At 64.5% G+C, this 23304-nt stretch carries 25 protein-coding genes and 6 tRNA genes; 19 read left to right on the top strand and 12 right to left on the bottom strand.

Annotated features, from left to right (window positions below; translation table 11 throughout):
• Positions 1 to 21: 21 nt before the first annotated feature.
• The 3 genes from ACFWO3_RS09795 to ACFWO3_RS09785 all read right to left on the bottom strand — a co-directional run bounded on the left by ACFWO3_RS09795 (position 22) and on the right by ACFWO3_RS09785 (position 3788).
• Positions 22 to 1332 carry a glycosyltransferase family 87 protein gene (locus ACFWO3_RS09795; RefSeq protein ID WP_378576602.1) on the bottom strand — a complete coding sequence of 437 codons (1311 nt, stop codon included), beginning with the start codon at positions 1330 to 1332 and terminating at the stop codon, positions 22 to 24.
• A 62-nt stretch (positions 1333 to 1394) separates the two neighbouring features.
• A complete protein-coding gene (locus ACFWO3_RS09790) occupies positions 1395 to 2945 on the bottom strand; it encodes an alpha/beta fold hydrolase (RefSeq protein ID WP_378576600.1) in 1551 nt (516 codons plus the stop codon).
• 60 nt (positions 2946 to 3005) lie between these two features.
• A complete protein-coding gene (locus ACFWO3_RS09785; protein WP_378576598.1) occupies positions 3006 to 3788 on the bottom strand; it encodes a pyrimidine reductase family protein in 783 nt (260 codons plus the stop codon).
• Positions 3789 to 3822: 34 nt separating this feature from the next.
• On the opposite strand from ACFWO3_RS09785, the gene zapE reads away from it, so the two are divergent.
• The gene (gene zapE / locus ACFWO3_RS09780; RefSeq protein WP_378576596.1) at positions 3823 to 4839 is read left to right on the top strand and encodes a cell division protein ZapE; all 1017 of its coding nucleotides are present in this window, start codon (positions 3823 to 3825) and stop codon (positions 4837 to 4839) included.
• On the opposite strand, the gene ACFWO3_RS09775 is transcribed toward zapE, so the two are convergent.
• A complete protein-coding gene (locus ACFWO3_RS09775; protein ID WP_378576594.1) occupies positions 4836 to 5387 on the bottom strand; it encodes a GNAT family N-acetyltransferase in 552 nt (183 codons plus the stop codon). The two genes, zapE and ACFWO3_RS09775, sit on opposite strands and share 4 nt — an antisense overlap.
• A gap of 332 nt (positions 5388 to 5719) precedes the next feature.
• Between ACFWO3_RS09775 and ACFWO3_RS09770 the strand changes: the two genes are divergently transcribed.
• Positions 5720 to 6088 carry a 2-isopropylmalate synthase gene (locus tag ACFWO3_RS09770; protein ID WP_378576592.1) on the top strand — a complete coding sequence of 123 codons (369 nt, stop codon included), beginning with the start codon at positions 5720 to 5722 and terminating at the stop codon, positions 6086 to 6088.
• A gap of 7 nt (positions 6089 to 6095) precedes the next feature.
• Here ACFWO3_RS09770 and ACFWO3_RS09765 read toward each other — a convergent pair.
• The 5 genes from ACFWO3_RS09765 to ACFWO3_RS09745 all read right to left on the bottom strand — a co-directional run bounded on the left by ACFWO3_RS09765 (position 6096) and on the right by ACFWO3_RS09745 (position 6578).
• Positions 6096 to 6167 (bottom strand) — tRNA-Val (locus ACFWO3_RS09765).
• 26 nt (positions 6168 to 6193) lie between these two features.
• Positions 6194 to 6269 (bottom strand) — tRNA-Gly (locus ACFWO3_RS09760).
• Positions 6270 to 6334: 65 nt separating this feature from the next.
• Positions 6335 to 6409: transfer RNA gene (locus ACFWO3_RS09755), tRNA-Val, on the bottom strand.
• 1 nt (position 6410) lies between these two features.
• Positions 6411 to 6481, bottom strand: a tRNA-Cys gene (locus ACFWO3_RS09750).
• 24 nt (positions 6482 to 6505) lie between these two features.
• Positions 6506 to 6578, bottom strand: a tRNA-Gly gene (locus ACFWO3_RS09745).
• Between the two features lie 243 nt (positions 6579 to 6821).
• On the opposite strand from ACFWO3_RS09745, the gene ACFWO3_RS09740 reads away from it, so the two are divergent.
• The 9 genes from ACFWO3_RS09740 (at position 6822) to pdxS (ending at position 15024) form a co-directional block, all read left to right on the top strand.
• A tRNA-Val gene (locus tag ACFWO3_RS09740) sits at positions 6822 to 6893 on the top strand.
• 136 nt (positions 6894 to 7029) lie between these two features.
• Entirely contained in the window at positions 7030 to 7509 is a 480-nt protein-coding gene (locus ACFWO3_RS09735) for a TIGR02611 family protein (protein ID WP_378576590.1), read from the top strand.
• A gap of 83 nt (positions 7510 to 7592) precedes the next feature.
• Positions 7593 to 9647: a threonine--tRNA ligase gene (gene thrS, locus ACFWO3_RS09730; protein ID WP_378576588.1), complete on the top strand. Its 2055-nt coding sequence runs from the start codon at positions 7593 to 7595 to the stop codon at positions 9645 to 9647.
• Positions 9648 to 9651: 4 nt separating this feature from the next.
• On the top strand, positions 9652 to 10203 hold the full coding sequence (locus ACFWO3_RS09725; RefSeq protein WP_378576586.1) for an HIT family protein: 552 nt from the start codon (positions 9652 to 9654) through the stop codon (positions 10201 to 10203).
• A gap of 84 nt (positions 10204 to 10287) precedes the next feature.
• Positions 10288 to 10944, top strand: coding sequence for a phosphatidylinositol phosphate synthase (pgsA, locus tag ACFWO3_RS09720; RefSeq protein ID WP_378576584.1), 657 nt, complete (start codon positions 10288 to 10290; stop codon positions 10942 to 10944).
• Positions 10941 to 11843: a phosphatidylinositol mannoside acyltransferase gene (locus ACFWO3_RS09715; protein WP_378576582.1), complete on the top strand. Its 903-nt coding sequence runs from the start codon at positions 10941 to 10943 to the stop codon at positions 11841 to 11843. Before pgsA ends, ACFWO3_RS09715 begins: the two co-directional genes overlap by 4 nt.
• Positions 11840 to 12967, top strand: a complete 1128-nt coding sequence (locus tag ACFWO3_RS09710; RefSeq protein WP_378576579.1) for a glycosyltransferase family 4 protein — start codon at positions 11840 to 11842, stop codon at positions 12965 to 12967. Before ACFWO3_RS09715 ends, ACFWO3_RS09710 begins: the two co-directional genes overlap by 4 nt.
• On the top strand, positions 12964 to 13986 hold the full coding sequence (locus tag ACFWO3_RS09705; protein WP_378576577.1) for an NUDIX domain-containing protein: 1023 nt from the start codon (positions 12964 to 12966) through the stop codon (positions 13984 to 13986). Before ACFWO3_RS09710 ends, ACFWO3_RS09705 begins: the two co-directional genes overlap by 4 nt.
• A gap of 135 nt (positions 13987 to 14121) precedes the next feature.
• On the top strand, positions 14122 to 15024 hold the full coding sequence (pdxS, locus tag ACFWO3_RS09700) for a pyridoxal 5'-phosphate synthase lyase subunit PdxS (RefSeq protein ID WP_378576575.1): 903 nt from the start codon (positions 14122 to 14124) through the stop codon (positions 15022 to 15024).
• Between the two features lie 61 nt (positions 15025 to 15085).
• On the opposite strand, the gene ACFWO3_RS09695 is transcribed toward pdxS, so the two are convergent.
• Positions 15086 to 15694: a vancomycin high temperature exclusion protein gene (locus ACFWO3_RS09695; RefSeq protein WP_378576573.1), complete on the bottom strand. Its 609-nt coding sequence runs from the start codon at positions 15692 to 15694 to the stop codon at positions 15086 to 15088.
• A 106-nt stretch (positions 15695 to 15800) separates the two neighbouring features.
• Between ACFWO3_RS09695 and ACFWO3_RS09690 the strand changes: the two genes are divergently transcribed.
• Genes ACFWO3_RS09690 through pdxT form a run of 3 tightly spaced genes read left to right on the top strand, consistent with a single transcriptional unit; the run spans position 15801 to position 18140 of the window.
• A complete protein-coding gene (locus ACFWO3_RS09690; RefSeq protein ID WP_378576571.1) occupies positions 15801 to 16622 on the top strand; it encodes an acyl-CoA thioesterase in 822 nt (273 codons plus the stop codon).
• A gap of 55 nt (positions 16623 to 16677) precedes the next feature.
• Positions 16678 to 17532, top strand: coding sequence for an acyl-CoA thioesterase (locus ACFWO3_RS09685; protein WP_378576569.1), 855 nt, complete (start codon positions 16678 to 16680; stop codon positions 17530 to 17532).
• Positions 17529 to 18140, top strand: coding sequence for a pyridoxal 5'-phosphate synthase glutaminase subunit PdxT (pdxT, locus tag ACFWO3_RS09680; protein ID WP_378576567.1), 612 nt, complete (start codon positions 17529 to 17531; stop codon positions 18138 to 18140). Before ACFWO3_RS09685 ends, pdxT begins: the two co-directional genes overlap by 4 nt.
• Positions 18141 to 18154: 14 nt before the next feature.
• Here the strand turns inward: pdxT and ACFWO3_RS09675 are convergent, their stop codons facing one another.
• A complete protein-coding gene (locus ACFWO3_RS09675) occupies positions 18155 to 19084 on the bottom strand; it encodes a DUF1648 domain-containing protein (protein WP_378576565.1) in 930 nt (309 codons plus the stop codon).
• Complete coding sequence (locus ACFWO3_RS09670; RefSeq protein WP_378576563.1) at positions 19081 to 19437, bottom strand: GntR family transcriptional regulator; 357 nt, start codon at positions 19435 to 19437, stop codon at positions 19081 to 19083. Before ACFWO3_RS09670 ends, ACFWO3_RS09675 begins: the two co-directional genes overlap by 4 nt.
• A 159-nt stretch (positions 19438 to 19596) precedes the next feature.
• On the opposite strand from ACFWO3_RS09670, the gene ACFWO3_RS09665 reads away from it, so the two are divergent.
• From ACFWO3_RS09665 to yajC, 5 genes are all read left to right on the top strand, one after another.
• Positions 19597 to 20352: a YebC/PmpR family DNA-binding transcriptional regulator gene (locus ACFWO3_RS09665; RefSeq protein ID WP_378576561.1), complete on the top strand. Its 756-nt coding sequence runs from the start codon at positions 19597 to 19599 to the stop codon at positions 20350 to 20352.
• A 159-nt stretch (positions 20353 to 20511) separates the two neighbouring features.
• Positions 20512 to 21093 carry a crossover junction endodeoxyribonuclease RuvC gene (gene ruvC / locus ACFWO3_RS09660; protein WP_378576559.1) on the top strand — a complete coding sequence of 194 codons (582 nt, stop codon included), beginning with the start codon at positions 20512 to 20514 and terminating at the stop codon, positions 21091 to 21093.
• Complete coding sequence (ruvA, locus tag ACFWO3_RS09655; protein WP_378576557.1) at positions 21090 to 21692, top strand: Holliday junction branch migration protein RuvA; 603 nt, start codon at positions 21090 to 21092, stop codon at positions 21690 to 21692. Before ruvC ends, ruvA begins: the two co-directional genes overlap by 4 nt.
• Positions 21689 to 22768 carry a Holliday junction branch migration DNA helicase RuvB gene (gene ruvB, locus ACFWO3_RS09650; RefSeq protein WP_378576555.1) on the top strand — a complete coding sequence of 360 codons (1080 nt, stop codon included), beginning with the start codon at positions 21689 to 21691 and terminating at the stop codon, positions 22766 to 22768. The genes ruvA and ruvB overlap by 4 nt, the downstream gene beginning before the upstream one ends.
• A gap of 85 nt (positions 22769 to 22853) precedes the next feature.
• Positions 22854 to 23204, top strand: coding sequence for a preprotein translocase subunit YajC (yajC, locus tag ACFWO3_RS09645; RefSeq protein ID WP_378576553.1), 351 nt, complete (start codon positions 22854 to 22856; stop codon positions 23202 to 23204).
• The last annotated feature ends 100 nt before the right edge of the window (positions 23205 to 23304 follow it).

The raw sequence follows: 23304 nt of genomic DNA, 5'->3' as shown, positions 1-23304 counted from the left end.
GCCTCCACGCTAACCCGTTCGTCAGGTCTTGGCAGGAGCCGGATCTTGCGGGGTGGAGTTCGAGCTGCTGTCGGCTTCGTCTGCGCCGTCGACTTTCGACGGCGTCGAGGCCGGAGTCGTGGAGAGCAGGAAACTCGGATCGATTCCCTGGTCGAGACGACCCTCGCGGCGTGCCACCAGGTAGCGGTACGCGAGGACACAGAAGATGACGATGAGAAGCAGACTCCACCCGAACGTCGACCGCATGTATTCGGCAGCCCTGCCGCCGGTGACGAAACGGCCCGATAGCCAACTGTCGTAACTCATGAACCCGTAGACGGCGAGCCAAGCGGGCCAATTCCGCATGACGGAGTTCGACAAGACCACCGTCATGAGCAGCGGGAAGACCATCATCGAGTAGTACATCTGCCCGAGCGACCCGAGCAGGAAGGACGCCGTGAGGACGAGACCCGTCGTGGTGGCGACGAAGAAGACCTCGTCCTTGCGGTAGTAGCGATACAGCAGCCACAGCGAGGCCAGAACGATGGCGCCGAACCCGAGCCGCATCGACCACACCAGTGCGGTCGGGAGCCCGTAGTAGCGGCCGTTTCCGACGATGGCGCTGTTGAAATAGTCGCGAGACTCCGTCAGGTACGGGACGGTGTGATGCACGAAATCCATGGGGTCGGCCGACAGCGGCCAGGCGATCGCCGTCAACACGAGCGGAATGCCGATCGCCGTGACGAACACCTTCCACTGCCCGCGCACCAGCGGGAGGATCAGAAGCGGCGCCAGAATCGGTTTGACCGCGAAGGTGAGCCCGATCGCCACGCCGGACCAGAGATCACGACGGCGCAGTAACAAGAGCAAGAAGGCCATTTCACCGAGCAGAACGAGCCCGTTGATGTTCGTGAACACCAGCGTGTTGGTGACCGTCTCGGAACTGAAGGTGGCAACGATCAGGATGGGTGCGGCGATCGACTTGATCCCGAGATCGAACATCTTGAGCAGCAGGTAGAGCGCGATCAGGATGGCGATCGTGTTGGCGATGATGAAGAGCCATCGCGACTTCTCGGGGTCGATGACGGCGATGGGAGCCATCAGCAGTGTTCCCGACGGCGGGTAGAGGTAGTGCGGGTCCACCCAGTTGAAGTTCGCGGTGTACACCGGCTTGCCGTTCAGGAATGCCAGGGCAGCGCGGTAGACGGGGCGGTAGTCGTCCGTTATGTTTCCGTTGACGGCCTTGATGACCACGCGGTGCAACACCGTCATCACTGCGATCGGCCACAACGCGAAGTTGATGACCTCGGAGGTGGTGCGCCCTGTGCGGGGCTCGAGTTGTCGAAGGAACACCACGGCACGGTACACCGAAACGACGTCGCAGGTGACGGGCGACCCGCAGTCCGTGCGGTCGGTCAGCCGGGGCAGGCGTTGCCGTCGGCGGGAAGCTCGGCCTCGGCGAAGTAGGCACCGATCGACTTTCGTGCACAGTCGGTGCTCACCACGGGATGTCCGGCCCCGTGCCAGGTGACGGTGGACGTCGGAGCCCCAGCCGCCTCGACAGCTCCGGTGGCGGAACCGAGGCCCGCGTTACCGACGACAGGATCTGCGACTCCGGACAGAACGAGCACCGGGACCTTCAGGTCGGTCGGCAGGGCAGGAGGCGCAGTGGCGGGCCAGGCGCCGCACGCCAGCATTCCCAGTGCACTCTCGGGACCGAAGACCGGGTACGCGTCCTGCCAGGTTCGATACAGCTCGCGAACACGGTCCGGGGCAGGCCACTGCTGCCCGTCGCTGCAGCGTGCGATGAGCTGGCCGTCTCGTTGGGTGGCGGTCGCTCCCCGCGATGCCAGGCCCTGCAGTGCTGCGGTATCACCTTCGCGGGCCGCGGACAGTGCGTCTGCGAGGTTGCGCACACGAGCCTGGTTGTCGGACGTGGGCGATCCCAGTGTCGCTGCGATCGCGGTGAGCGCGGCGTTTGCCGACACGTCCGGCAACCGGCCCGCTCGCGCGGAGTCGACGAGGTCGGAGACCGCACCACGCGGGTCGGGTCCGAGTGAGCAGTTCAACGCGGCGCACTGCCGGGCGAAGAAGTCGAGGGCTGCTTCCTGTCCCTGTACCCGTTCCTCGGTGATCGTGACCGAGTCGGCGGTGGCTGCCGGTGGCGAGTCCAGTACCAGTCGGCCGACCCTGTCCGGGTACTTCGCCGCATAGCTCAGCGCGACGGCTGCGCCGTTGCCCGTTCCGATGAGTCCGAGCGCCGGAACTTCCCACAGTTCCCGGAGCGTTTCGATGTCGTCGGCGGCGTGCGTCGTGTCGAATGCGAGTTCCTGGGGCTGGAGGTAATCGGTGCATGCGATCGTCGCTTCGCGGCCGAGGGCTGCCATGGCGTCGACGCGGTCACCGGTCATGCCTCCTGCCGGGGTCAGATTGTTGATGTCGATGCGCTCGGCCTCGGTGAGGCATTCGATCTCCAGGGAAGTCCCGATACCACGGCGGTCCACGGCCACAATCGGATTCGTAGCCAGCATATCCTTGCCGCCAGTGGCCATCAGCGCTGCCAACTGGTTGGTCGACGGTCGATCGGAGCCCGACGTCAGAACCAGTGGGGCTGCGTCCGGCGGGGTTTCCGGTGCCCGGGCGCGCAGCATCCCGACCTGGAACGACCCGGGTAGCGAGCCGGACTTGTCGATCGGCGCTTCGTAGTGGCCGCATTCGAGCACGACGCCCTCCGGCAGAGCTCCGAGGCCGGACCGGTCGAGAGTCTGTTGACCGCAATCGACCCACGTCACGTCCGAATGTGGCGCTTCGAGGGGCGGTGGGGGCGCGTTCGGGTCCTCGAGCTCCGTGGGTTCGGGTGCTCCGCCGCGTTCTTGTTCCACGGCCACGTGCGGTCGGGTGGACGGTCCGGCGCCGCACGCACAGCACACCGCGAGAACCATTGCGAGCAACACCGATCTGCGCATGCCGCACAGCCTGCCAGGTTCACGTGGTCCACAGCACACGGCCTCGCCCGCGTGCCGAACTCACCGATCGGTCGACGTGTGCCGAACCCAGCGAAAGAGCAGCGTGCCGTCGTCGTCGGCGAGGATGTGCCGTGGCGTCATGGGGATGGCGTGTGCAGTGGCGGACCGGGCGATTCGGCCGGCGCGCCCGCCCACGAGAACGGGGGAGACGGTGCTGCACAGCTCGTCGACTTTCCCATCGGCGTTCAGATCCCCGAACAGACCGGGACCGCCTTCGCAGATCACTCGCAGCCAACCCCGCTCCGTCAGGAAATCGAGCAGCGACGTCGAACTCACACGTGTGTCGTCGGTCCGAACGACGTCTGCACCGACGGCCTCGAGTCGACGCAGGGCATCGTCGTCGGCGTCGCTGCCGGTGAGAACCACGGTGGGCACGCTTGCTTCGGAGAACAGACGTGCCTCCGGATCGAGGTTGCCGCTGCCGGAGATCACCACGATGGGTGGGACCGCGTCGGCGCCACGCTCGCGTCGTCGCAGGCGAGCCGCCTCGTCGAGATGCACGCCCCCGTAGTCTTCGGCCCGGGCGGTACCGGCTCCGACCACGACAGCGTCGGCGAGTTCGCGCAGGACCGAGAACACCTGGTGGTCGGCCGGTGTTCCGAGCCCGCCGCTCCTGTCGTCGACAGTCACCGCACCGTCGATGCTGGACACGAAATTGGCGCGCACGTACGGACGGCCGTTCGTCGGTGGATAGGCGTACAGGTCACGCAGGGTTTCGTCGGTGATTGCCTGTTGCCGGGTATCGTCCGGTGTGAAGTAGGTCCCAATATCGACACGTCGCACATGAGATATCACAACACGTGGATACCCTCGGTGCATGTCTGTTCGTCTTGTCGATCGAAGCCCTGTGGTGCCCGCCGACCAGTTGGTGGGGCAGATGGTGCCGCCGGCGATGTTCGACGAGGTGAGTTTCGCGTCGTACATCCCCGATCCTGCCGAGCCCAGCCAGGCAGAGGCCGTGCAGAAAGCCGAGGAGTTCTCCAAGAAGGTCGCCAAGATTCGTGGCGGTGGACGTCGCGGACTTTTCGGCAAGAAGTCGCAGGCGACGGGAATTGGCCTCTACCTCGACGGTGGATTCGGTGTCGGCAAGACCCACCTGCTCGCCTCGATCTACCACAGCGTCCCTTCCCCGAAGGCGTTCGGAACCTTCGTGGAGTTGACCCACGTCGTCGGTGCGCTCGGCTTCAACAAGGCCGTCGAACAGCTGTCCGACCACAGCGTGCTCTGCATCGACGAGTTCGAGCTCGACGATCCCGGCGACACGATGCTCGTCTCGCGCCTCCTTTCGGAACTGTCCGCGCGCGGAGTGTCGATCGTCGCCACATCGAACACCCTGCCCGGCCAACTCGGTGAAGGCCGATTCGCAGCCCAGGACTTCATGCGAGAGATCAAGAAGCTGGGTTCCATCTTCGAGACCATTCGGGTGGACGGACCCGACTACCGTCACCGCGACCTGCCGCCCGCCCCCGAGCCGATCACCTCCGAGGAACTGGTCGAGCGAGCCGAGTCGACCCCGGGCGCCTCGCTCGACAACTTCGACGAGTTGTGTGCGCACCTGAGCACCCTGCACCCCTCGCGCTACAACAAGCTCGTGGAGGGGATTCCGGCCGTGTTCCTCGATGGTGTGCACCCCGCCGAGGACCAGTCGGTCGCGCTGCGCATCGTGGTGTTCGCCGACCGCCTCTACGACGCAAGCATCCCCGTCACCGTCTCGGGGGCTCGTCTCGACGAGATCTTCACACCCGAAATGCTCTCGGGCGGATACAAGAAGAAGTATCTCCGTGCCATGTCGCGCCTGCTGGCCCTGTCCCGGTTCGAGGTCGCTGCCGGCTAGCGGGGCGTCGTGCCGGTCGGCAGGACGCGCTGCATCACGAAGTCGTGGTGCACCTGAGAGCCGACCAGAAACGTCTTGGTGCCGACTCGTTCGAAACCGTGCTTGGCGTAGAAGCGTTGCGCACGCTCGTTGAGCTGATTGACGCCGAGCCACAGGCCACCTTGCCCGTCCGCGATTGCGCGTTCGGCAATCGCGTGCATGAGGGCTGACGACGCACCGGTTCCGTGCTTTCCCGGCACGACGTAGAACTTGCTGATCTCGGTGGTGGGGTGGGCTGTCAGTAAACGCGCGACCTCGGGGTCCGACGGTTCGGAGTTCACGAGCATCGCGTATCCCACGATCGAACCAAGGTTGGTCACCTTGAGGACGGTGCGGGTGGGATCGGTGAGATATTCGGAGAAACGTTCGGCCGACAGCACCTCGTCGACGAATGCCGCGATGTCGTCCTGTGTTGCCTCGGGTGGGCATGCCAACGGGAAAGTGGCGGCCGCGACGTCGGCTATTGCTTCGGAATCCCAGATTCCGGCGGAATCCACCTGAACACTCACGCGCTCTGCACCATGCCTTTCGTCGGTGTCCACCCCATTGTGCTCATCGGGGAGTGCCGGACGAGGCTAATCGCTCGTTCGCACTCGCGGGAAGTTTGGCAGGGGAGTCGTCGTTCGTTTATACTTCACAGCATGTCGCGCATTCTCGTAGTTCGCCGCCGTAGCGGGGTCTGATTCGGACCGACCCCTCGCTGCGGGTCGAGCTATGAGTTGGTCCTCCCTTCGTTCGGAAGACCACTTCGATGAATACCACCAATCTCGCGCACGACACCCCTTCCCAACACGGCCCCTGCCGTCGGATCCCTGCCGAACTCCGTAGCGAGGCGGCACGCATGGGGTGGACCGACTTCTGCTCGACCTTCGCGCCCCAGTCCGGCCCGATCCGGCTCGGCGCCTTCACTTCCTCGCGTGCGGGCCTCGGCCGCTTCGACTTTCGGGCGACGCTCGCGATGTCGAACACCATCGCGCAGTACAGGACCACGGCGACCGGACCGGTGTCTGCCCTGACCCAGATGTTGGCCGAAGCCGGCATCAACCTCGAGATCCGCGCATTCCATCAGTTCCGCGAAGGTGGCCGTACGTACACGTTCGCGCTCACCGAACGACGTGGCCGTTCCAAGTGGGCGATGGGTGTCGGAACGGATGCCACGGAATCCGCGTGCCGGGCGATGATCGCCGGGGCCAATCGCTCGCTGGCCTGAACATACGTGCGCGATACTGGGATTGAACCAGTGACCTCTTCCGTGTCAGGGAAGCGCTCTCCCGCTGAGCTAATCGCGCGAGGTGGAGACGAGGCTCCGAAAAAATGGAGCGGACGACGGGATTCGAACCCGCGACCCCAACCTTGGCAAGGTTGTGCGCTACCAGCTGCGCCACGTCCGCATGTGAAGATTCCGTACTCCGGAACTGGCCGGCGTCGAGAACTTCTGGTCTACATTTTCCAAACTTGGTGCGCGATACTGGGATTGAACCAGTGACCTCTTCCGTGTCAGGGAAGCGCTCTCCCGCTGAGCTAATCGCGCGAGGTGGAGACGGGAATCGAACCCGTGTGCACGGCTTTGCAGGCCGTTGCCTCACCACTCGGCCACTCCACCGTGAAGGTTGAGTCCAACCTCTCGAGCGGACGACGGGATTCGAACCCGCGACCCCAACCTTGGCAAGGTTGTGCGCTACCAGCTGCGCCACGTCCGCATGCACCAGTTGCTCGGAGCAATTGCTCTCCGTGGTGCGGTTGAGAACACTAGCCGACCATCGTTGATACTTACAAATCACCTGGTCAGTACCCGTCGGTAGGAACTCCGCCCGAACGGCGCTGGGTACGAGGGGCACGGTGCGATACCGAGTCGGACGAATGCCAGGGACGTGATTCGTAATCGGTCCGGGCGTCGTGTTAGTGTTCCAACTCGTTCGAGCGTGTTGTACACATCGCTCGGCGGTCCCGTGGCTCAGTGGAAGAGCGTCCCGTTCACACCGGGGAGGTCGCTGGTTCGATCCCAGCCGGGACCACACCCGAAACCCCTCGTTCAGTACCGAACGAGGGGTTTTCCATTTCTCAGGGTGATTCGGTCGCGGTCGTCCGAACGAGGACATGCTCACCCGTCGGTACTCTGAAGTCGGTAGTTGCCCGCCCGTGAGGGAAAAGGTGGATCCCCTGAGTACCGACGAGGTTCATTCCGAACAGTCCAGAAACAGCGAGTCCGAAGAATCGGAGACGAGTCGTTTCGGCGAACTGGCCGAGCACTGGCGCGAAAAGCGCGAGCGTATCGCGCAGAATCGGTCGCTCGACCTCACATACCGAATCGCAGTCGGCGTGGTGGGAACTCTGGTTCTCGTCGCCGGCATCGTGGCGATCCCGTACCCGGGACCCGGTTGGCTGATCGTGTTCACCGGTCTCGGAATCCTCGCGTCCGAGTTCGAATGGGCCCATCGTCTGCTCCGCTGGGTACGCAAGCGGTACGACGCATTCATGAATTGGTTCTCGAAGCAGAACCTCTGGGTCCGGGGCCTCGGAGTCGTCTTCACCTGTGCCGTCGTGCTCGCCACGCTCTGGGTACTCGGCACGGTGGGCATGGTGGCCTCGTGGGTCGGTCTCGAGTGGGGGTGGCTCCAGAGTCCGCTCTGAGCCCGTTCCGGCACTCCCGATAGCATGGGACTGCACCATGCCGTTCGTAGGCAGAACCTCGTCTCACCTAGGAGAACATCGCCGTGACCACGCCCGCACCCGAATCCCCAGTCGCGCTCCTCAGGGTGCCAGCAGGGACGACGGCCGGAACAGCGGTTCGCGAGGCCGGTTATCCCTCCAAGGGTCCGGACGTGGTGGTGGTCGTACGCGACGGCGAAGGCCGCCTGCGTGACCTCTCCTGGACTCCGGAGTCGGACGAAGAAGTCGAACCGGTTGCCGCGAACACGGAAGACGGGCGCAGTGTGATCAGGCACTCGGCCGCCCATGTCCTCGCGCAGGCAGTTCAGCAGGAGTTCCCGAACGCGAAGCTCGGAATCGGCCCGCCCATCACGGACGGCTTCTACTACGACTTCTCCGTCGACCGTCCCTTCACGCCCGAGGATCTCGCGACCCTCGAGAAGCGCATGAAGAAGATCATCAAGGGATCGCAGCGGTTCTCGCGCCGGGTCGTCGATTCGATCGAGGATGCGCGCACGGAGTTGGCGAACGAGCCCTTCAAGCTCGAGCTCATCGACGACAAGTCGGGTATCGACGATCCGGAGATCATGGAGGTGGGAGGCACCGAACTCACCATCTACGACAACCTGGATCCGAGAACCGGTGAAAAGGTGTGGGGCGACCTGTGCCGGGGACCGCACATCCCGACGACCAAGCACATCCCCGCTTTCAAGCTCACCCGTAGTTCGGCCGCCTACTGGCGCGGTGATCAGAACAACGCCGATCTGCAGCGGGTCTACGGAACTGCGTGGGAATCCACCGAAGCCCAGGACGAGTACCTGGAACTGCTGGCGGAAGCGGAGCGTCGCGACCATCGCAAGCTGGGCGCCGAGCTCGATCTGTTCAGCTTCCCAGACGAACTCGGGTCGGGATTGCCGGTGTTCCACCCGAACGGGGGCATCATCCGTCAGGAGATGGAGAACTACTCCCGTCAGCGCCACGTCGAGGCGGGCTACGACTTCGTCAACACGCCACACATCACCAAGGGACATCTGTACGAGGTATCCGGACACCTGGACTGGTACAAGGACGGCATGTTTCCGGCGATGCACATCGACGAGGAGCTGAACGAGGACGGAACGGTTCGCAAGCCGGGCCAGGACTACTACCTCAAGCCGATGAACTGCCCGATGCACGACCTGATCTTCCGCTCGCGTGGACGGTCGTACCGGGAGTTGCCGCTGCGCATGTTCGAGTTCGGATCGGTCTACCGGTACGAGAAGTCGGGCGTGGTCCACGGCCTCACCCGGGTACGCGGAATGACCCAGGACGATGCCCACATCTTCTGCACTCCGGAACAGATGCGCGACGAACTCGCCAGCGTTCTCCGGTTCATTCTCGACGTGCTGAAGGACTACGGTCTGGACGACTACTACCTGGAGTTGTCCACGAAGAACCCGGACAAGTTCGTCGGCAGTGACGAGTTGTGGGAGACGGCGACCGCGACGCTCCGCGAGGTGGGCGAGGAGTCCGGTCTGACGCTGGTTCCGGACCCGGGCGGCGCCGCGTTCTACGGCCCCAAGATCTCCGTCCAGGTGAAGGACGCACTCGGCCGGAACTGGCAGATGTCGACGATTCAGCTCGACTTCAACCTGCCCGAGCTGTTCGAACTGGAGTACACCGGCAACGACGGTGCCAAGCACCGCCCGGTAATGATTCATCGCGCGCTGTTCGGCTCGATCGAGCGCTTCTTCGGTGTGCTCACCGAGCACTACGCAGGGGCGTTCCCGGCGTGGCTCGCGCCGGTTCAGGTGGTCGGAATTCCGGTTGCGGAGGCGTTCGAAGATCATCTGTTCGACGTGGTCAAGAAACTGAAGTCCGCCGGCATCAGGGCCGAGGTCGACGCGAGCGACGATCGGATGCAGAAGAAGATCCGCAACCACACCACTCAGAAGGTGCCGTTCATGCTGCTCGCAGGTGAGCGAGATGTGGAGGCCGGGGCCGTGAGCTTCCGCTTCCGGGACGGCACCCAGGTCAACGGTGTACCGGTCGACACTGCCGTGCAGATCGTGACCGATTGGGTCGCCCGGCGCGAGAATGCGTCACCGACCGCGGAGCTCGTCGCACTCGGGAAAGGCTGAACAGATGGCCGACCGCGTCAATGGGCCGGATCCGCTGGTCGATCGTGGGCCGGGCGATCCGGACCACCTGCAGCGAATCTGGTCGCCGCACCGGATGTCGTACATCGCCGAGGCCCCGCGTACCGAAGGCGCGACGGGTGAGCCGTTCATCGACATTCCCAAGATGTCCGACGAGGACGGCCTCGTGGTGGCGCGTGGCGAGCACGTGTTCGCCGTGCTGAACTTGTATCCGTACAACCCCGGCCACTTGATGGTGGTGCCCTATCGAAAGGTCGCTGCCCTCGAGGATCTGACGCCGGGCGAGAGCGCGGAACTGATGGCGTTCACACAGCAGTCGTTGCGGGTGATCAAGAGCGTGTCGAATCCGGACGGGTTCAACGTGGGGCTCAATCTCGGTGCCGCCGCTGGTGGATCGTTGTCGGAGCACCTGCATCAGCACGTCGTGCCTCGGTGGGGTGGGGACGCGAACTTCATCACCATCCTCGGCGGAGTCAAGGTGATGCCGCAGTTGCTGCAGGAAACTCGAAGCTTGCTCGCGAAGGCTTGGCATGAGTGAATCCGTCGTCGACTGCTCATGGCACCATTCATTGGTGATTGCTGACGTGAAACCGGTTTCGTCGACGACTGAGGGGGATGGCCGGTGCTGAGCTTCTTCGGCAGGGAGGCAGTGTCGAAGGTGACTCTGCCGATGGGGCGGGCCCTCGTGAAGACCGGATTGACTCCGGACTCCGTGACGGTGATCGGCACCGTGGCAAGCATCGTCGGCGCGGTCACGCTGTTTCCGACCGACCACTTGTTCATCGGGACATTGGTCATCTGGCTGTTCGTGATGTTCGACATGCTCGACGGTGCGATGGCTCGTGCGCGTGGCGGCGGAACGAGGTTCGGTGCCGTCCTCGACGCAACGTGCGATCGATTGGCCGACGGTGCGATCTTCGCCGGTCTCGGCTGGTGGGCGATCCTTCACGAGGACAGCAAGCCGCTGTTCGTGGCCACGATGATCTGCCTCGTCACCTCGCAGGTCATTTCCTATGCGAAGGCTCGCGCCGAGGCGAGCGGACTCTCTGCAGACGGTGGACTGATCGAACGCCCGGACCGCCTGATCATCGTGCTCGTGGGCGCGGGTCTCACAGGTCTCGGATTGGCGTGGGCAATTCACATCGCCATGTGGGTTCTCGCCGCGGGCAGTGTCATCACCGTCTTCCAGCGAGTGCTCGCGGTGCGGGCGTCCCCGGGCGCACGGGACCTTCTGCCGCTCTCGTCACCACCCGACGACGGTGAAGCGAGCACGCAGTGACACTTTCCGATCAGATCGGTGAACTGGGTTATGCCGCCGGTTGGCGTCTGGTCCGAGCATTGCCGGAAGGCGTGGCCACGACTCTGTTCGACCGCGGTGCGGACTTCGCGGCACGTGACGGTGGTCCGGACCAGCTGCGTCGCAACCTTTCTCGTGTGTTGGGTGTGTCGCCGGAGGAGGTGCCCGGCGACCTGATGCGTCGGTCGATGCGTTCGTATGCGCGTTACTGGCGGGAGGCGTTCAGGCTGCCCTCGATGAACCTCGAGCGCACGGCACGAGATCTGGACGAGTTGATCGAGGGCAAAGAGCACATCGAGCAGGCGATGAAGGAAGGTCGTGGAGCGATCCTCGCACTACCGCACAGCGGCAATTGGGACATGGCCGGTGTGTGGTGCGCCCAGCAGTGGGGCGGTTTCGCCACGGTTGCCGAGCGGCTGAAGCCGGAGTCCTTGTATCAGCGATTCGTCTCCTATCGGGAGGGCCTCGGTTTCGAGATCTTTCCGTTGAGCGGTGGTGAGAATCCGCCGTTCGTGGAGTTGTCCCGGCGACTGCGTGAGAACACGATCGTCTGCCTGTTGGGCGAACGCGATCTCGCGAGCAAGGGCATTCCGGTCACCTTCTTCGGTGAACCGACCCGGATGCCGGCCGGCCCCGCGAAACTGGCGATCGATACCGGAGCGGCACTGTTGCCGGTCCACTGTTGGTTCACCGATGACGGATGGGGCTTCCGGGTCGACCCGCCCCTCGACACCACAGGCGGTGTGGCGGCGACGACGCAACTTCTCGCAGAGCGATTCGAAGCGAACATCGCCGAGCATCCGGCGGATTGGCACATGCTGCAACCGCTCTGGCGTTCGGACCTGTCCGAAGCGCGAATCTCCCGGATGGAGGGTTCGTGAAGATCGGCATGGTCTGTCCCTATTCGTTCGACGTACCGGGCGGAGTGCAGGCTCACGTGGTGGACCTTGCCGAGGTTCTGATCGAGCGTGGCCACAAGGTGAGCGTGCTCGCGCCAGCGTCCGAAGGGGTGGAACTGCCGGATTTCGTGGTGTCGGCAGGTAAGGCGCTTGCGATCCCGTACAACGGGTCGGTCGCACGGTTGAGTTTCGGTCCCGCGGCCAGTGCGCGCGTGCGGCGCTGGATATCGGAGAACGACTTCGACGTGCTCCACATTCACGAGCCGAACGCGCCGAGCCTGTCGATGTTGGCCCTTCGGGTGGCTCAGGGCCCGATTGTCGCCACATTTCACACCTCGACGACGAAGTCTCTGGTGCTCAGCACTTTCCAGAGTGTTCTGCAGCCGTATCTCGAGAAGATTCGTGGACGGATCGCGGTCTCCGAGTTGGCTCGCCGATGGCAGATGGAGTCGCTCGGGTCGGACGCCGTCGAAATCCCGAACGGTGTCGATGTCGGTGCGTTTGCCCACGCCGCACGGCTGGAGGGTTACCCCAGATCGGGGCCGACCATCCTGTTTCTCGGCCGGTACGACGAGCCACGCAAGGGCATGGCGATCCTGATGCGGGCGTTACCGAGGATCGTGTCGAAGCATCCGGATCTCGAGGTGCTCGTCGTCGGTCGGGGAGACGAGCAGCGACTACGACGCGAGGCGGGTTCGCTCGCCCGGCACTTCCGGTTCCTCGGGCAGGTCACGGACGCCGAGAAGGCGTCCGCGCTCCGCAGCGCGGACTTGTATTGCGCACCGAATCTCGGGGGTGAGAGCTTCGGGATCGTGCTCGTCGAGGCAATGGCTGCCGGCACCCCGGTCGTGGCCAGTGAACTCGATGCGTTCCGGCGGGTGCTACGCGACGGTGAGGCCGGAGTCCTGGTGCCGGTGGGGGACTCCGGTGCGTACGGTGACGCCGTACTCCGCGTGCTCGACGACGGCCTCTACCGGCAGCGACTCGTCGACGCGGGAACCGGAGTTGTCGCCGAATACGACTGGCCCGTGGTGGCCGAGCAGATTCTGCGGGTGTACGAGACGGTCACCGTCGGCGCTGCGGGTGTGACCGAGGTGCGATCGTGACTTTTTCCGCGCTCACGATCTTCGTCATCGCCCTCGTTGCGGCGTTCGTGTTCATTCTCGGACTGTGGGCCTACAGCACGGCCAATCGGCTCGACCGACTGCACGTGCGTTCGGATCTCTCCTGGCACGCCCTCGATGCCGCACTTGCCCGGCGTGCCGTCGTGGTTCGGGCCATCGCTGCCGGTATCGGATCCCAGGAGTCGCGACGCCTGGTCGCGCTTGCGGATCAGGCCGAACGGGCCGATCGGGGCGACCGTGAATATGCCGAGAACGCGGTGTCCGGAACATTGGCGACCATCGATCTCGACCGTGTTCGTCCGCAGTTGGTGGCCGAGCTCGCCGATGCAGAGGCTCGGGTACTGATCGCTCGACGGTTCCACAACGACGCGGTACGCGACACGCTGGCCCTGCGAACCAGGCGGCCGGTTCGCTGGCTTCACCTCGGCGGTACGGCGCCCCTTCCCACGTACTTCGAGATCACCGAGCGCACCACGGCGGCCGCGAGGTCGAAGAGCCTGACGCTGGACTCGACGCGGACTTCGGCCCGGGTGGTGATGCTGGACGGTGACGGCAGGGTGCTCTTGCTGCGCGGTCATGATCCGGCGGTGCCCGAGACGTTCTATTGGTTCACGGTGGGTGGGGCAGTCGAGAAGGGTGAGAACCTGCGTTCGGCGGCGGTCCGTGAGATTCTCGAGGAGACGGGTGTGACCGTCGATCCCGACGGCCTGCGGGGACCGATGTGGCGACGGGTCGCGACCTTTTCCTGGGACAACAGGATGATCCGCTCCGAGGAACTGTTCTTCGTCGTCGGGGTCGCCTCGTTCGAGCCGAACTACGACGGATTCACCGAACTCGAACGGCGTACCGTCACCGGTCATCGTTGGTGTTCGGCCGGTGACATCGCCGCGCTCGCGGAGTCGGGGGAGTCCGTCTACCCGCAGGACCTCGCCGAGCTGCTCGTCGAGGCGCAATCGGTTCTCAGGCAGGCCGGAGAACCCGAGGTACGAGCAATCCGATGATCGCGGGCCAGCAAAACCGGACTGGATACGGCGCCGGTCCTGCGCTCGTCATAGAATCGACCACTGCGACGTTCGCCCGAGGGCTGCGTCCCCGTTTTCAGAAGTCATATTTCAGCCACTACCCAGGAGTTCGCTGTGAGCACCCCCGAGACCACCCCTTCAACCGGTACTGCGCGCGTCAAGCGGGGTATGGCCGAGATGCTCAAGGGCGGGGTCATCATGGACGTCGTCACTCCGGAGCAGGCGAAGATCGCCGAGGACGCCGGCGCAGTGGCAGTCATGGCACTCGAGCGAGTTCCCGCCGACATCCGTGCACAGGGTGGCGTCTCGAGGATGAGCGATCCGGACATGATCGACGGGATCATCTCCGCGGTGAGCATCCCCGTGATGGCGAAGGCCCGTATCGGTCACTTCGTCGAGGCCCAGATCCTGCAGAGTCTCGGTGTCGATTACATCGACGAGTCCGAGGTTCTGACTCCGGCCGACTACGCCAACCACATCGACAAGTGGAAGTTCACGGTGCCGTTCGTGTGCGGCGCCACCAACCTGGGTGAGGCGCTTCGCCGTATAGCCGAGGGTGCTGCGATGATCCGCTCGAAGGGTGAGGCAGGAACCGGTGACGTCTCCAACGCCACCACTCATATGCGCACCATCGGCGGCGAGATCCGCCGTCTGACGTCGTTGAGCGAGGACGAACTCTACGTTGCCGCCAAGGAACTGCAGGCACCGTACGAGCTGGTCGTCGAGGTGGCGAAGGCTGGAAAGCTCCCCGTCACGATGTTCACTGCCGGTGGTATCGCAACGCCCGCGGACGCAGCGATGATGATGCAGCTCGGCGCCGAGGGAGTCTTCGTCGGTTCCGGCATCTTCAAGTCCGGCAATCCGGCGGAGCGCGCCTCGGCCATCGTGAAGGCCACCACGTTCTTCGACGACCCGGACGTGCTTGCGAAGGTCTCGCGTGGACTCGGTGAAGCGATGGTCGGCATCAACGTCGACGACATCCCTGTGCCGCACCGCCTCGCAGAACGCGGTTGGTAATCGCTGAATCAACAGGCGAATCGGGGCCCACGCTGCGGAAACCGGCAGCGTGAGCCCGCGTTCAACGGTCGCGCGTGTCCGCGCCGGCGGAGCTGAAGGCATCGAGCACCGCCTTGGGCCGCGACAGAACGATCTCCCGGAACCAGTTGCGGACGGTGAGGTAGACGCCGGCGTCCGAGTCCGCCTCTGCGCCTACTGCGTCGATGCCCTCCGCGCGGCACAGCGCGACCGCGCGACGCAGATGGAAGTCCTGTGTCACGAGGATGGCTCCGTCTACCTCGAAGACAGCGTTCGCGCGAGCGCAGGTCTGGTACGTCGTCACTCCGAAACGGTCGTCGGTGATCACCCCGGCGTCGACTCCGCGTTCGACCAGGTAGTTACGCATTGCGGATACCTCGTCGCCCTTCTTCGAGGCCGCGTGGCCCGACAGGAGCACTCGCTGGGCCCGGTTCTCTCGCAGGATCGTCAACGTGGTCTCGAGTCGCTCCTGCAGATAGACCGACGGCTTGCCGTCGCGCACACGATCGCCGAGGACGATCACCCATTGTCGGGTTGCGTCCGGCGTGATGTGGGATGCGCTCTTCCAGTGCACCCAGCCACTGGAAAGCACGACGATGACGGCGATTGCAATCGCGACGATCCGGATCAGGCGACGCGACAAGGTCAACATCGGATGAAGCCTACTGGTGACACCACCACGGACCTCCTCGACTACGCTCACCGCCATGTGCACGGCTCGAGCCGCTTCCGTCTGAATCTGCCGAGAGGGGCATGTCATGGCATCGATCGAAGAGATCCTCGAACTGGAGCGTCTCGAGAGGGACATCTACCGAGGAATCACGTCGGAGACGTCGCTGCCACGCACTTTCGGCGGTCAGGTCGCCGGCCAGGCATTGGTCTCGGCCGTGCGAACGGTGGACCCGCAGTTCTCGGTCCACTCGCTCCACGGATATTTTCTGCGACCCGGTGATCCGACGCAGCCGATCGTGTACCTCGTCGATCGGGTACGTGACGGGCGCTCGTTCGTGACGAGGCGCGTCAGCGCAGTTCAGGACGGCCGATCGATCTTCACGATGTCCGCGTCGTTCCATGTGAACGACGAGGGGATCGAGCATCAGGACGCGATGCCCAGGGTTCCGGACCCGGAATCGCTCCCGCACGCTCGGGATTCGGACGACGAGGAGACGGCCTGGCTGGCCCGTGAATGGTCCGACTGGGATCTGCGTCTGGTCGGAGACAAGCAGGTTGATCGTCGTCCGGGTATCGTTGCGCAACAACAGGTCTGGTTCCGTTCGAGTAGGAGACTGCCCGACGATCCGCTCTTTCACGTCTGTGCGCTCGCCTACATGAGCGACATGACGCTGCTGGGATCCGCCAGAACCATTCATCGCGACGATCCTCTGCAGAGCGCGTCCCTCGATCATGCGCTCTGGTTTCTACGTCCGTTCCGTGCCGACGAATGGTTGTTGTACGACCAGGCGTCCCCTTCCGCCGGCCTCGGTCGTGCGTTCACTCAGGGCCGGATCTTCGATCGGCAGGGGAATCTGGTCGCTGCCGTCGTGCAGGAAGGGCTCACGAGGCACCTACGGGGAGAGTGAGGCGCGGGTCACCGTTCGCCAACCGATAACCTGAGCTGACACCTAGGAGGCCCGGATGGCGCGTATCGAGGACATTCTCGAACTGGAACCGTTGGAGAGAGACATCTTCAGGGGTGCGGTTCACCCGACGATCCTGCAGCGGACGTTCGGTGGGCAGGTCGCCGGCCAGTCGCTGGTCTCCGCTGTGCGCACCGTCGACGAGGAGTTCCGAGTGCACTCGCTGCACGGATACTTTCTCCGGCCGGGAAATCCGAAAGAGCCGACGGTGTTCCTCGTCGACCGAATCCGGGATGGTCGGTCCTTCGTCACGCGGCGGGTGACCGGTATCCAGGACGGTGAGGCGATCTTCACGATGTCGGCCTCGTTCCACCGTGCAGACGAGGGAATCGAGCATCAGGACGCGATGCCGACCGTGCCGGTGCCGGGCGACCTACCGGACACGGCCGACTCGAAGGAAGTCGCGTCGGCGAAGTTCTACGAGGAGTGGAAGGAATGGGACGTCCGGATCGTCCCTGACGACGACACTCGGAAGATTCCCGGAATCGCAGCGCGGCAGCAGGTGTGGTTCCGTTACCGGAATCTGCTTCCGGACGATCAGGTGTTCCACATCTGCACGCTGGCCTACATGAGCGACATGACGTTGATCGGCGCTGCGAAGGTCCCGCACCGGGGTGTCGTCACACAGACTGCTTCTCTGGACCACGCCATGTGGTTCCTGCGACCGTTCCGTGCGGACGAATGGCTGCTCTACGACCAGACTTCGCCTTCGGCCGGATTGGGCCGGGCACTGGCACAGGGGAGAATCTTCGACCGGTCGGGCAACCTGGTTGCCGCAGTCGTTCAGGAAGGCCTGACCCGGACCCCGCGCGAGTCCGCAAAGGTCGGTACAGAGACAGGAATCTTCGCATGACGCGACCGCTCGTCGGAGTCCTCGCGCTGCAGGGCGACGTGCGTGAACACATTGCTGCACTGAACGATTCGGGTGCCGATGCGATGGGTGTGCGCCGACCGGAAGAACTCGACAAGGTGGACGGAATCGTCATACCCGGTGGCGAGTCGACCACGATGAGCAAACTGCTCGAGATCTTCGAACTGTTGGAACCGCTTCGTCAGCGCCTGTCCGACGGCCTTCCGGCATACGGCTCGTGTGCGGGAATGATTCTGCTTGCAAGCGAGGTGCTCGATACCCGACCGGACGCGAAGCATCTGAACGCCATCGACATGACGGTGCGTCGCAATGCGTTCGGTCGCCAGGTCGATTCGTTCGAATCCGATCTGGAGTTCACCGGAATCGACGGCGACCCTGTCCGGGCCGTGTTCATTCGCGCGCCGTGGGTGGAGCGAGTGGGTGAGGGTGTGGAGGTGCTTGCGCGTGTTCCCCACAGCGAGGGGCAGGCCGCAGACCGCATCGTCGCGGTTCGTCACGGTTCGTTGATGGCGACGTCGTTCCACCCCGAGGTGACGGGGGATCGGCGCGTGCACGATCTCTTCGTCGACGTCGTGCGGGGACGGGCCTGACGGTCGCACCTCGATCAGGTGGCGGCGACGAGCGAGTTGATTAGCGCTGCACCGTCGTTCGCCGAATCGACAGTGATGGCGAAGGGGCGACCGTTCTTCTTCTCGAGAACGATTCCCTCACCACCTCGTACGACGACCGCGGTACCGCGTGGTGTGAAGCGGTATCCCGATCCGCCCCACTGAACGGGAACGATCCTGGTCACGGTCGCCGATTCGATCGTGTCGAGTGGAACCCGCTTCCAGCGAAGACCCCATGACGACAGGCTCACGCCGCGCTGGTCGACCTGCACCGTGACCGAAGCGAAGGCACCCGCCACCACGACGAGCAACGCGAACAGCAGCGCGATCCACCACTGTCCCAGCAGGAATGAGGCGAGTGCTGCGGTCGCCATCACGGTCGCGAGCACCAGTGCCCAGCGACCACGAACGCGCTGGGTCCACGACACCCGTTCGGTAGGGGAGAGCGGGGTGTCGAGAACCGGTCGATTGCCTGCCGGTGGATGCGGTGATGCCGGGGCGAGTGCGAATGCCAGCAGTGCCCACGCGATACCGAGCAGTGGAACGACGATCCAGGGACCGATGCGTGCGTCCTCGGCGCTACCGGCGTGGCGCGTGAGGGCCACACTCATGATCCAGGTGGACGCAGCTGTCCAGGACACGAGTGCTGTCGCCGGCAACCACAGCCGATCGTCGGCGGTCCCTCGGATCGTCACCACCGTTGCAGCGCAGGTGGCGGCGATTGCAATGCCGAGCGCGCACCAGAAGTAGGTGACCGGATTACCGAATCGGTCCGGGGTCGAACCCGACCAGTGCACGGCGATGGTGTCCGGTAGTTCGCCTGCCCATGCCGCGGCGGTGACCAACAGGACGAGTAGCGGCAAGACCGTCGTTGTCGCGGCCAGCCCTCTCCGCCGCGAGACGGTGGTTCGGATTGTGGACGTCATTTTTTCGCGGCCTCCTCGACCAGATGAAGCATCTGCTGTGTGCTCAGGCCCCACGATCTGGCCTCTCGTACGTAGTCCTTCGCTGCTTGTTCGACCGCGGTGTGCGATGGGCTCGTGTCGGGGCGAACGATTGCGCCACGTCCGCGCCGCAGCTCGATCAGTCCTTCGTTGCGAAGCGTGGCGTAGGCGCGCAGGACCGTATGCAGGTTGACGTCGACCGAGTCCGCGAGCGCGCGAGCCGACGGCAGACGATCACCCGGTTTGACCTCGCCACGCAGGAACGCGGCGCGAACGTTGGCCGCGATCTGCTCGCCGAGCGGAGTGCCCGACCCGTGATCCACACGCATCAACATGTTTGTATTGTATGCAAACAATAGATCAAAGGTCCAGTCGATTGTCGGCGCGGTCGGTGGCGGTACCGTTCACGTCACCCCCGGGTGCGGGTAACATCAGCCAAGCTGTCAATGCGCATACCAGCGTGCCGAATGCAGCGGGAAAGGGGCTTGAAACGCATGAGCGGCCACTCCAAATGGGCCACCACCAAGCACAAGAAGGCCGTGATCGATGCCAAGCGCGGCAAGGCCTTCGCGAAGCTGATCAAGAACATCGAGGTGGCGGCTCGTACCGGCGGTGGCGACCCGGCGGGCAATCCCACTCTGTACGACGCCATTCAGAAGGCGAAGAAGACGTCGGTTCCCAACGACAACATCGAGCGCGCTCGCAAGCGTGGGGCAGGCGAGGAAGCCGGTGGCGCCGATTGGCAGACGATCATGTACGAGGGCTACGGGCCCAACGGTGTCGCGGTTCTCATCGAGTGCCTGACCGACAACCGCAACCGTGCTGCCGGCGAGGTTCGCACCGCGATGACCCGCAACGGCGGCAACATGGCCGACCCGGGGTCGGTCTCCTACCTGTTCACGCGCAAGGGCGTCGTCACTCTAGAGAAGGGTGACCGGTCGGAGGACGACGTGCTGAGCGCGGTACTCGACGCCGGAGCGGAGGAGGTCTCCGATCTCGGTGAGACCTTCGAGATCGTGAGCGAACCGGGTGATCTCGTTGCCGTGCGTACCGCGCTGCAGGAGTCCGGCATCGACTACGACTCGGCGGACGCCGATTTCCGTGCCTCCGTGGAGGTTCCGGTCGATGCGGACGGTGCTCGCAAGGTGTTCAAGCTCGTGGATGCCCTCGAGGACTCGGACGATGTCCAGAACGTCTACACCAACATCGACCTCTCGGACGAGGTGCTCGCCGAGTTGGACGAAGACTGACGTATCGCACGACCTTCCGACGCAGGATGCGTCAATCGCGCGAGGGTGCACCGGCTCCGGTGCACCCTCGCGCCTGCGTTCGGGGTGTGTCGATTCGCCGCTTCGGGGCCACGCACCGCTAGGCTGTCGAACAGTTGTTCGGTATCGAGAGGGGTTCACGTGCGGGTGTTGGGAGTCGATCCCGGACTGACGAGATGCGGTCTCGGTGTCGTCGATGGAGGCACCGGCCGAACCGTCTCGCCGGTCGCGGTAGACGTCGTCCGCACACCCGCCGACCTCGATCTCGCCTTGCGCCTGTTGAAGGTGTCGGAGGCTGCGGAGTCGTGGTTGGACCGGTATCGACCCGAAGTTGTTGCGGTCGAGCGAGTCTTCTCCCAGCACAACGTGCGCACCGCGATGGGAACGGCGCAAGCCGGCGGGGTGGTGGCACTCGCGGCGGCTCGACGTGGCATCGCGGTCCGGTTTCACACGCCCAGTGAGGTCAAGGCCGCGGTCACAGGAAGCGGATCGGCTGACAAGGCGCAGGTCACGGCGATGGTGACGCGAATTCTCGCTTTGGCGGAAGCGCCCAAGCCCGCAGATGCCGCCGACGCTCTCGCTCTTGCGATCTGCCATTGTTGGCGGGCGCCGATGATCGAACGAAAGGAGCGCGCGGAAGCCGCGGCTGCAGAACAGAAACGCCGTTATCAGGCCCGCTTGGCGCAGGCGGGCACCCGAGCGAAGAAGGCAGGTACCCGATGATCGCGTCCGTACGAGGCGAGGTTCTCGACATCGCCCTCGATCACGTGGTCATCGAATCGGCCGGCGTCGGGTACCGGATCAATGCGACGCCGTCGACTCTCGGCTCGCTGAAGCGAGGAACCGATGCCAGGCTCGTGACGGCGATGATCGTTCGCGAGGATTCGATGACGCTGTACGGCTTCGGGGATGCCGAATCCAGGGACCTGTTCGGCCTCCTGCAAACGGTCTCGGGGGTCGGCCCCCGACTCGCGATGGCAACGCTTGCGGTTCTCGAGCCCGAAGCGCTACGAGCCGCGCTGGCGGAGGGCAACGTCTCCGCGCTGACCCGCGTGCCAGGGATCGGCAAACGAGGCGCCGAGCGGATGGTCGTGGAACTGCGAGACAAGGTCGATGCGGCGGCGCAGACGGCCGGTCCGACACCCGTTCCCGGCGGCGCGCCCGGATCGATGCGGGATCAGATCGTGGAGGCGCTCGTCGGTCTCGGATTCACTCCGAAACAGGCAGACCCCGCGACCGATGCAGTTCTCGCAGCAGAACCTGACATCGACACGGCGGGCGCCCTGCGGTCCGCACTCTCGTATCTCGGGAGTTCGCGATGATCGGCTCCGACGACTCGTTCGACGGCGAATCGCAGGTGTCGCCGGACTTGGTCACCGGCGACGGAGACGTGGAAGCGAGCCTTCGTCCGAAGTCGATAACCGACTTCATCGGGCAGCCGCGGGTGCGTGAGCAGCTTCAACTGGTGCTCTCGGGCGCGAAACAGCGCGGCGGCACGCCCGACCACATTCTGTTGTCCGGACCGCCCGGACTCGGCAAGACCAGCATGGCGATGATCATCGCCGGTGAACTCGGCACGTCGCTACGTCTGACGTCCGGACCCGCCCTGGAGAGGGCAGGCGACCTTGCGGCCATGCTCAGCAATCTGGTGGAGGGTGACGTCCTCTTCATCGACGAGATTCACCGGATCGCTCGACCGGCCGAAGAAATGCTGTATCTCGCAATGGAGGACTTCCGTGTCGACGTGGTCGTGGGGAAGGGGCCGGGCGCGACGTCGATCCCTCTCGAAGTCGCTCCGTTCACGCTTGTCGGCGCCACTACCCGCTCCGGTGCATTGACAGGACCGCTGCGCGACCGATTCGGCTTCACCGCACATATGGACTTCTACGAGCCGGCGGAACTCCAGCGGATCCTGCTGCGATCGGCTGGGATCCTCGGCGTCGACCTCGGCGACGAAGCCGGTGCCGAGATCGCCGGTAGGTCGCGTGGTACCCCGCGTATCGCGAACCGGTTGCTCCGCCGAGTCCGCGACTACGCAGAAGTACGCGCGGACGGCGTGGTCACGCGCGAGATCGCGCGGGCCGCGCTCAGGGTGTACGACGTGGACGAATTGGGTCTCGATCGCCTCGACAGGGCTGTGCTCAGCGCGCTCGTTCGTAGCTTCGGGGGAGGACCGGTCGGAGTGTCGACGTTGGCAGTTGCCGTCGGGGAGGAGCCGTCGACGGTCGAAGAAGTGTGCGAGCCGTTTCTGGTTCGCGCCGGGCTGGTTGCACGCACCCCGCGAGGTCGAGTGGCCACCGCAGCGGCCTGGTCGCAGCTCGGTCTGGCTCCGCCTCCGGACGCGACCGCCAGCGGAATCGAGGTGCGTGTGAACGAGCCGCAGGCGCCTCTGTTCTGAGTAATGGCACACTGGTGTACTGCGTCGGTCCATCCGGGACCAGCGTCCCGCCGAACCCTGCGACACTCCCGAGGTTGACTTTCAGATGGACTTTCTCTTTCCCCTGCTGATTCTGGCGCTGCTGGTGCCGATGTTCCTGGGTATGCGCCGCCAGAAGAAGGCGATGGCCGAGGCCGCCGCTCTGCAGGACTCGTTGCAGGTCGGAGACCGGGTCCTCACCACTGCGGGCCTGCACGCGACAGTAGCGAGCCTGACCGAGACCACCATGGATCTCGAGATTGCGCCGGGCGTCGTGACGACATGGTCGCGAGCCGTCGTCCGTGAGCGCATCGTGGACGAGGACCAAGAAGACGACGTCCAGACGTCGATCATCGAGGAGTCCGGGTCCTCCGCCGTGGAATACGGTGCGGAGGACTCACGCCCGACCAAGGACTGACCCCGACGTCCTGCATGCACCCTGAATGATCGCCTCCACGCGGAGGCAGTGTGCGACAGGTCGTGTGGTCGAAACGCACGCATTCCTTCGAACCGTAAGT

This window comes from Rhodococcus sp. NPDC058521 (assembly GCF_042719695.1).
GTDB lineage: Bacteria > Actinomycetota > Actinomycetes > Mycobacteriales > Mycobacteriaceae > Rhodococcus_F.
Note: the sequence above shows the minus strand (reverse complement) of the source record. Positions and strands in the feature narration are given on the sequence as shown.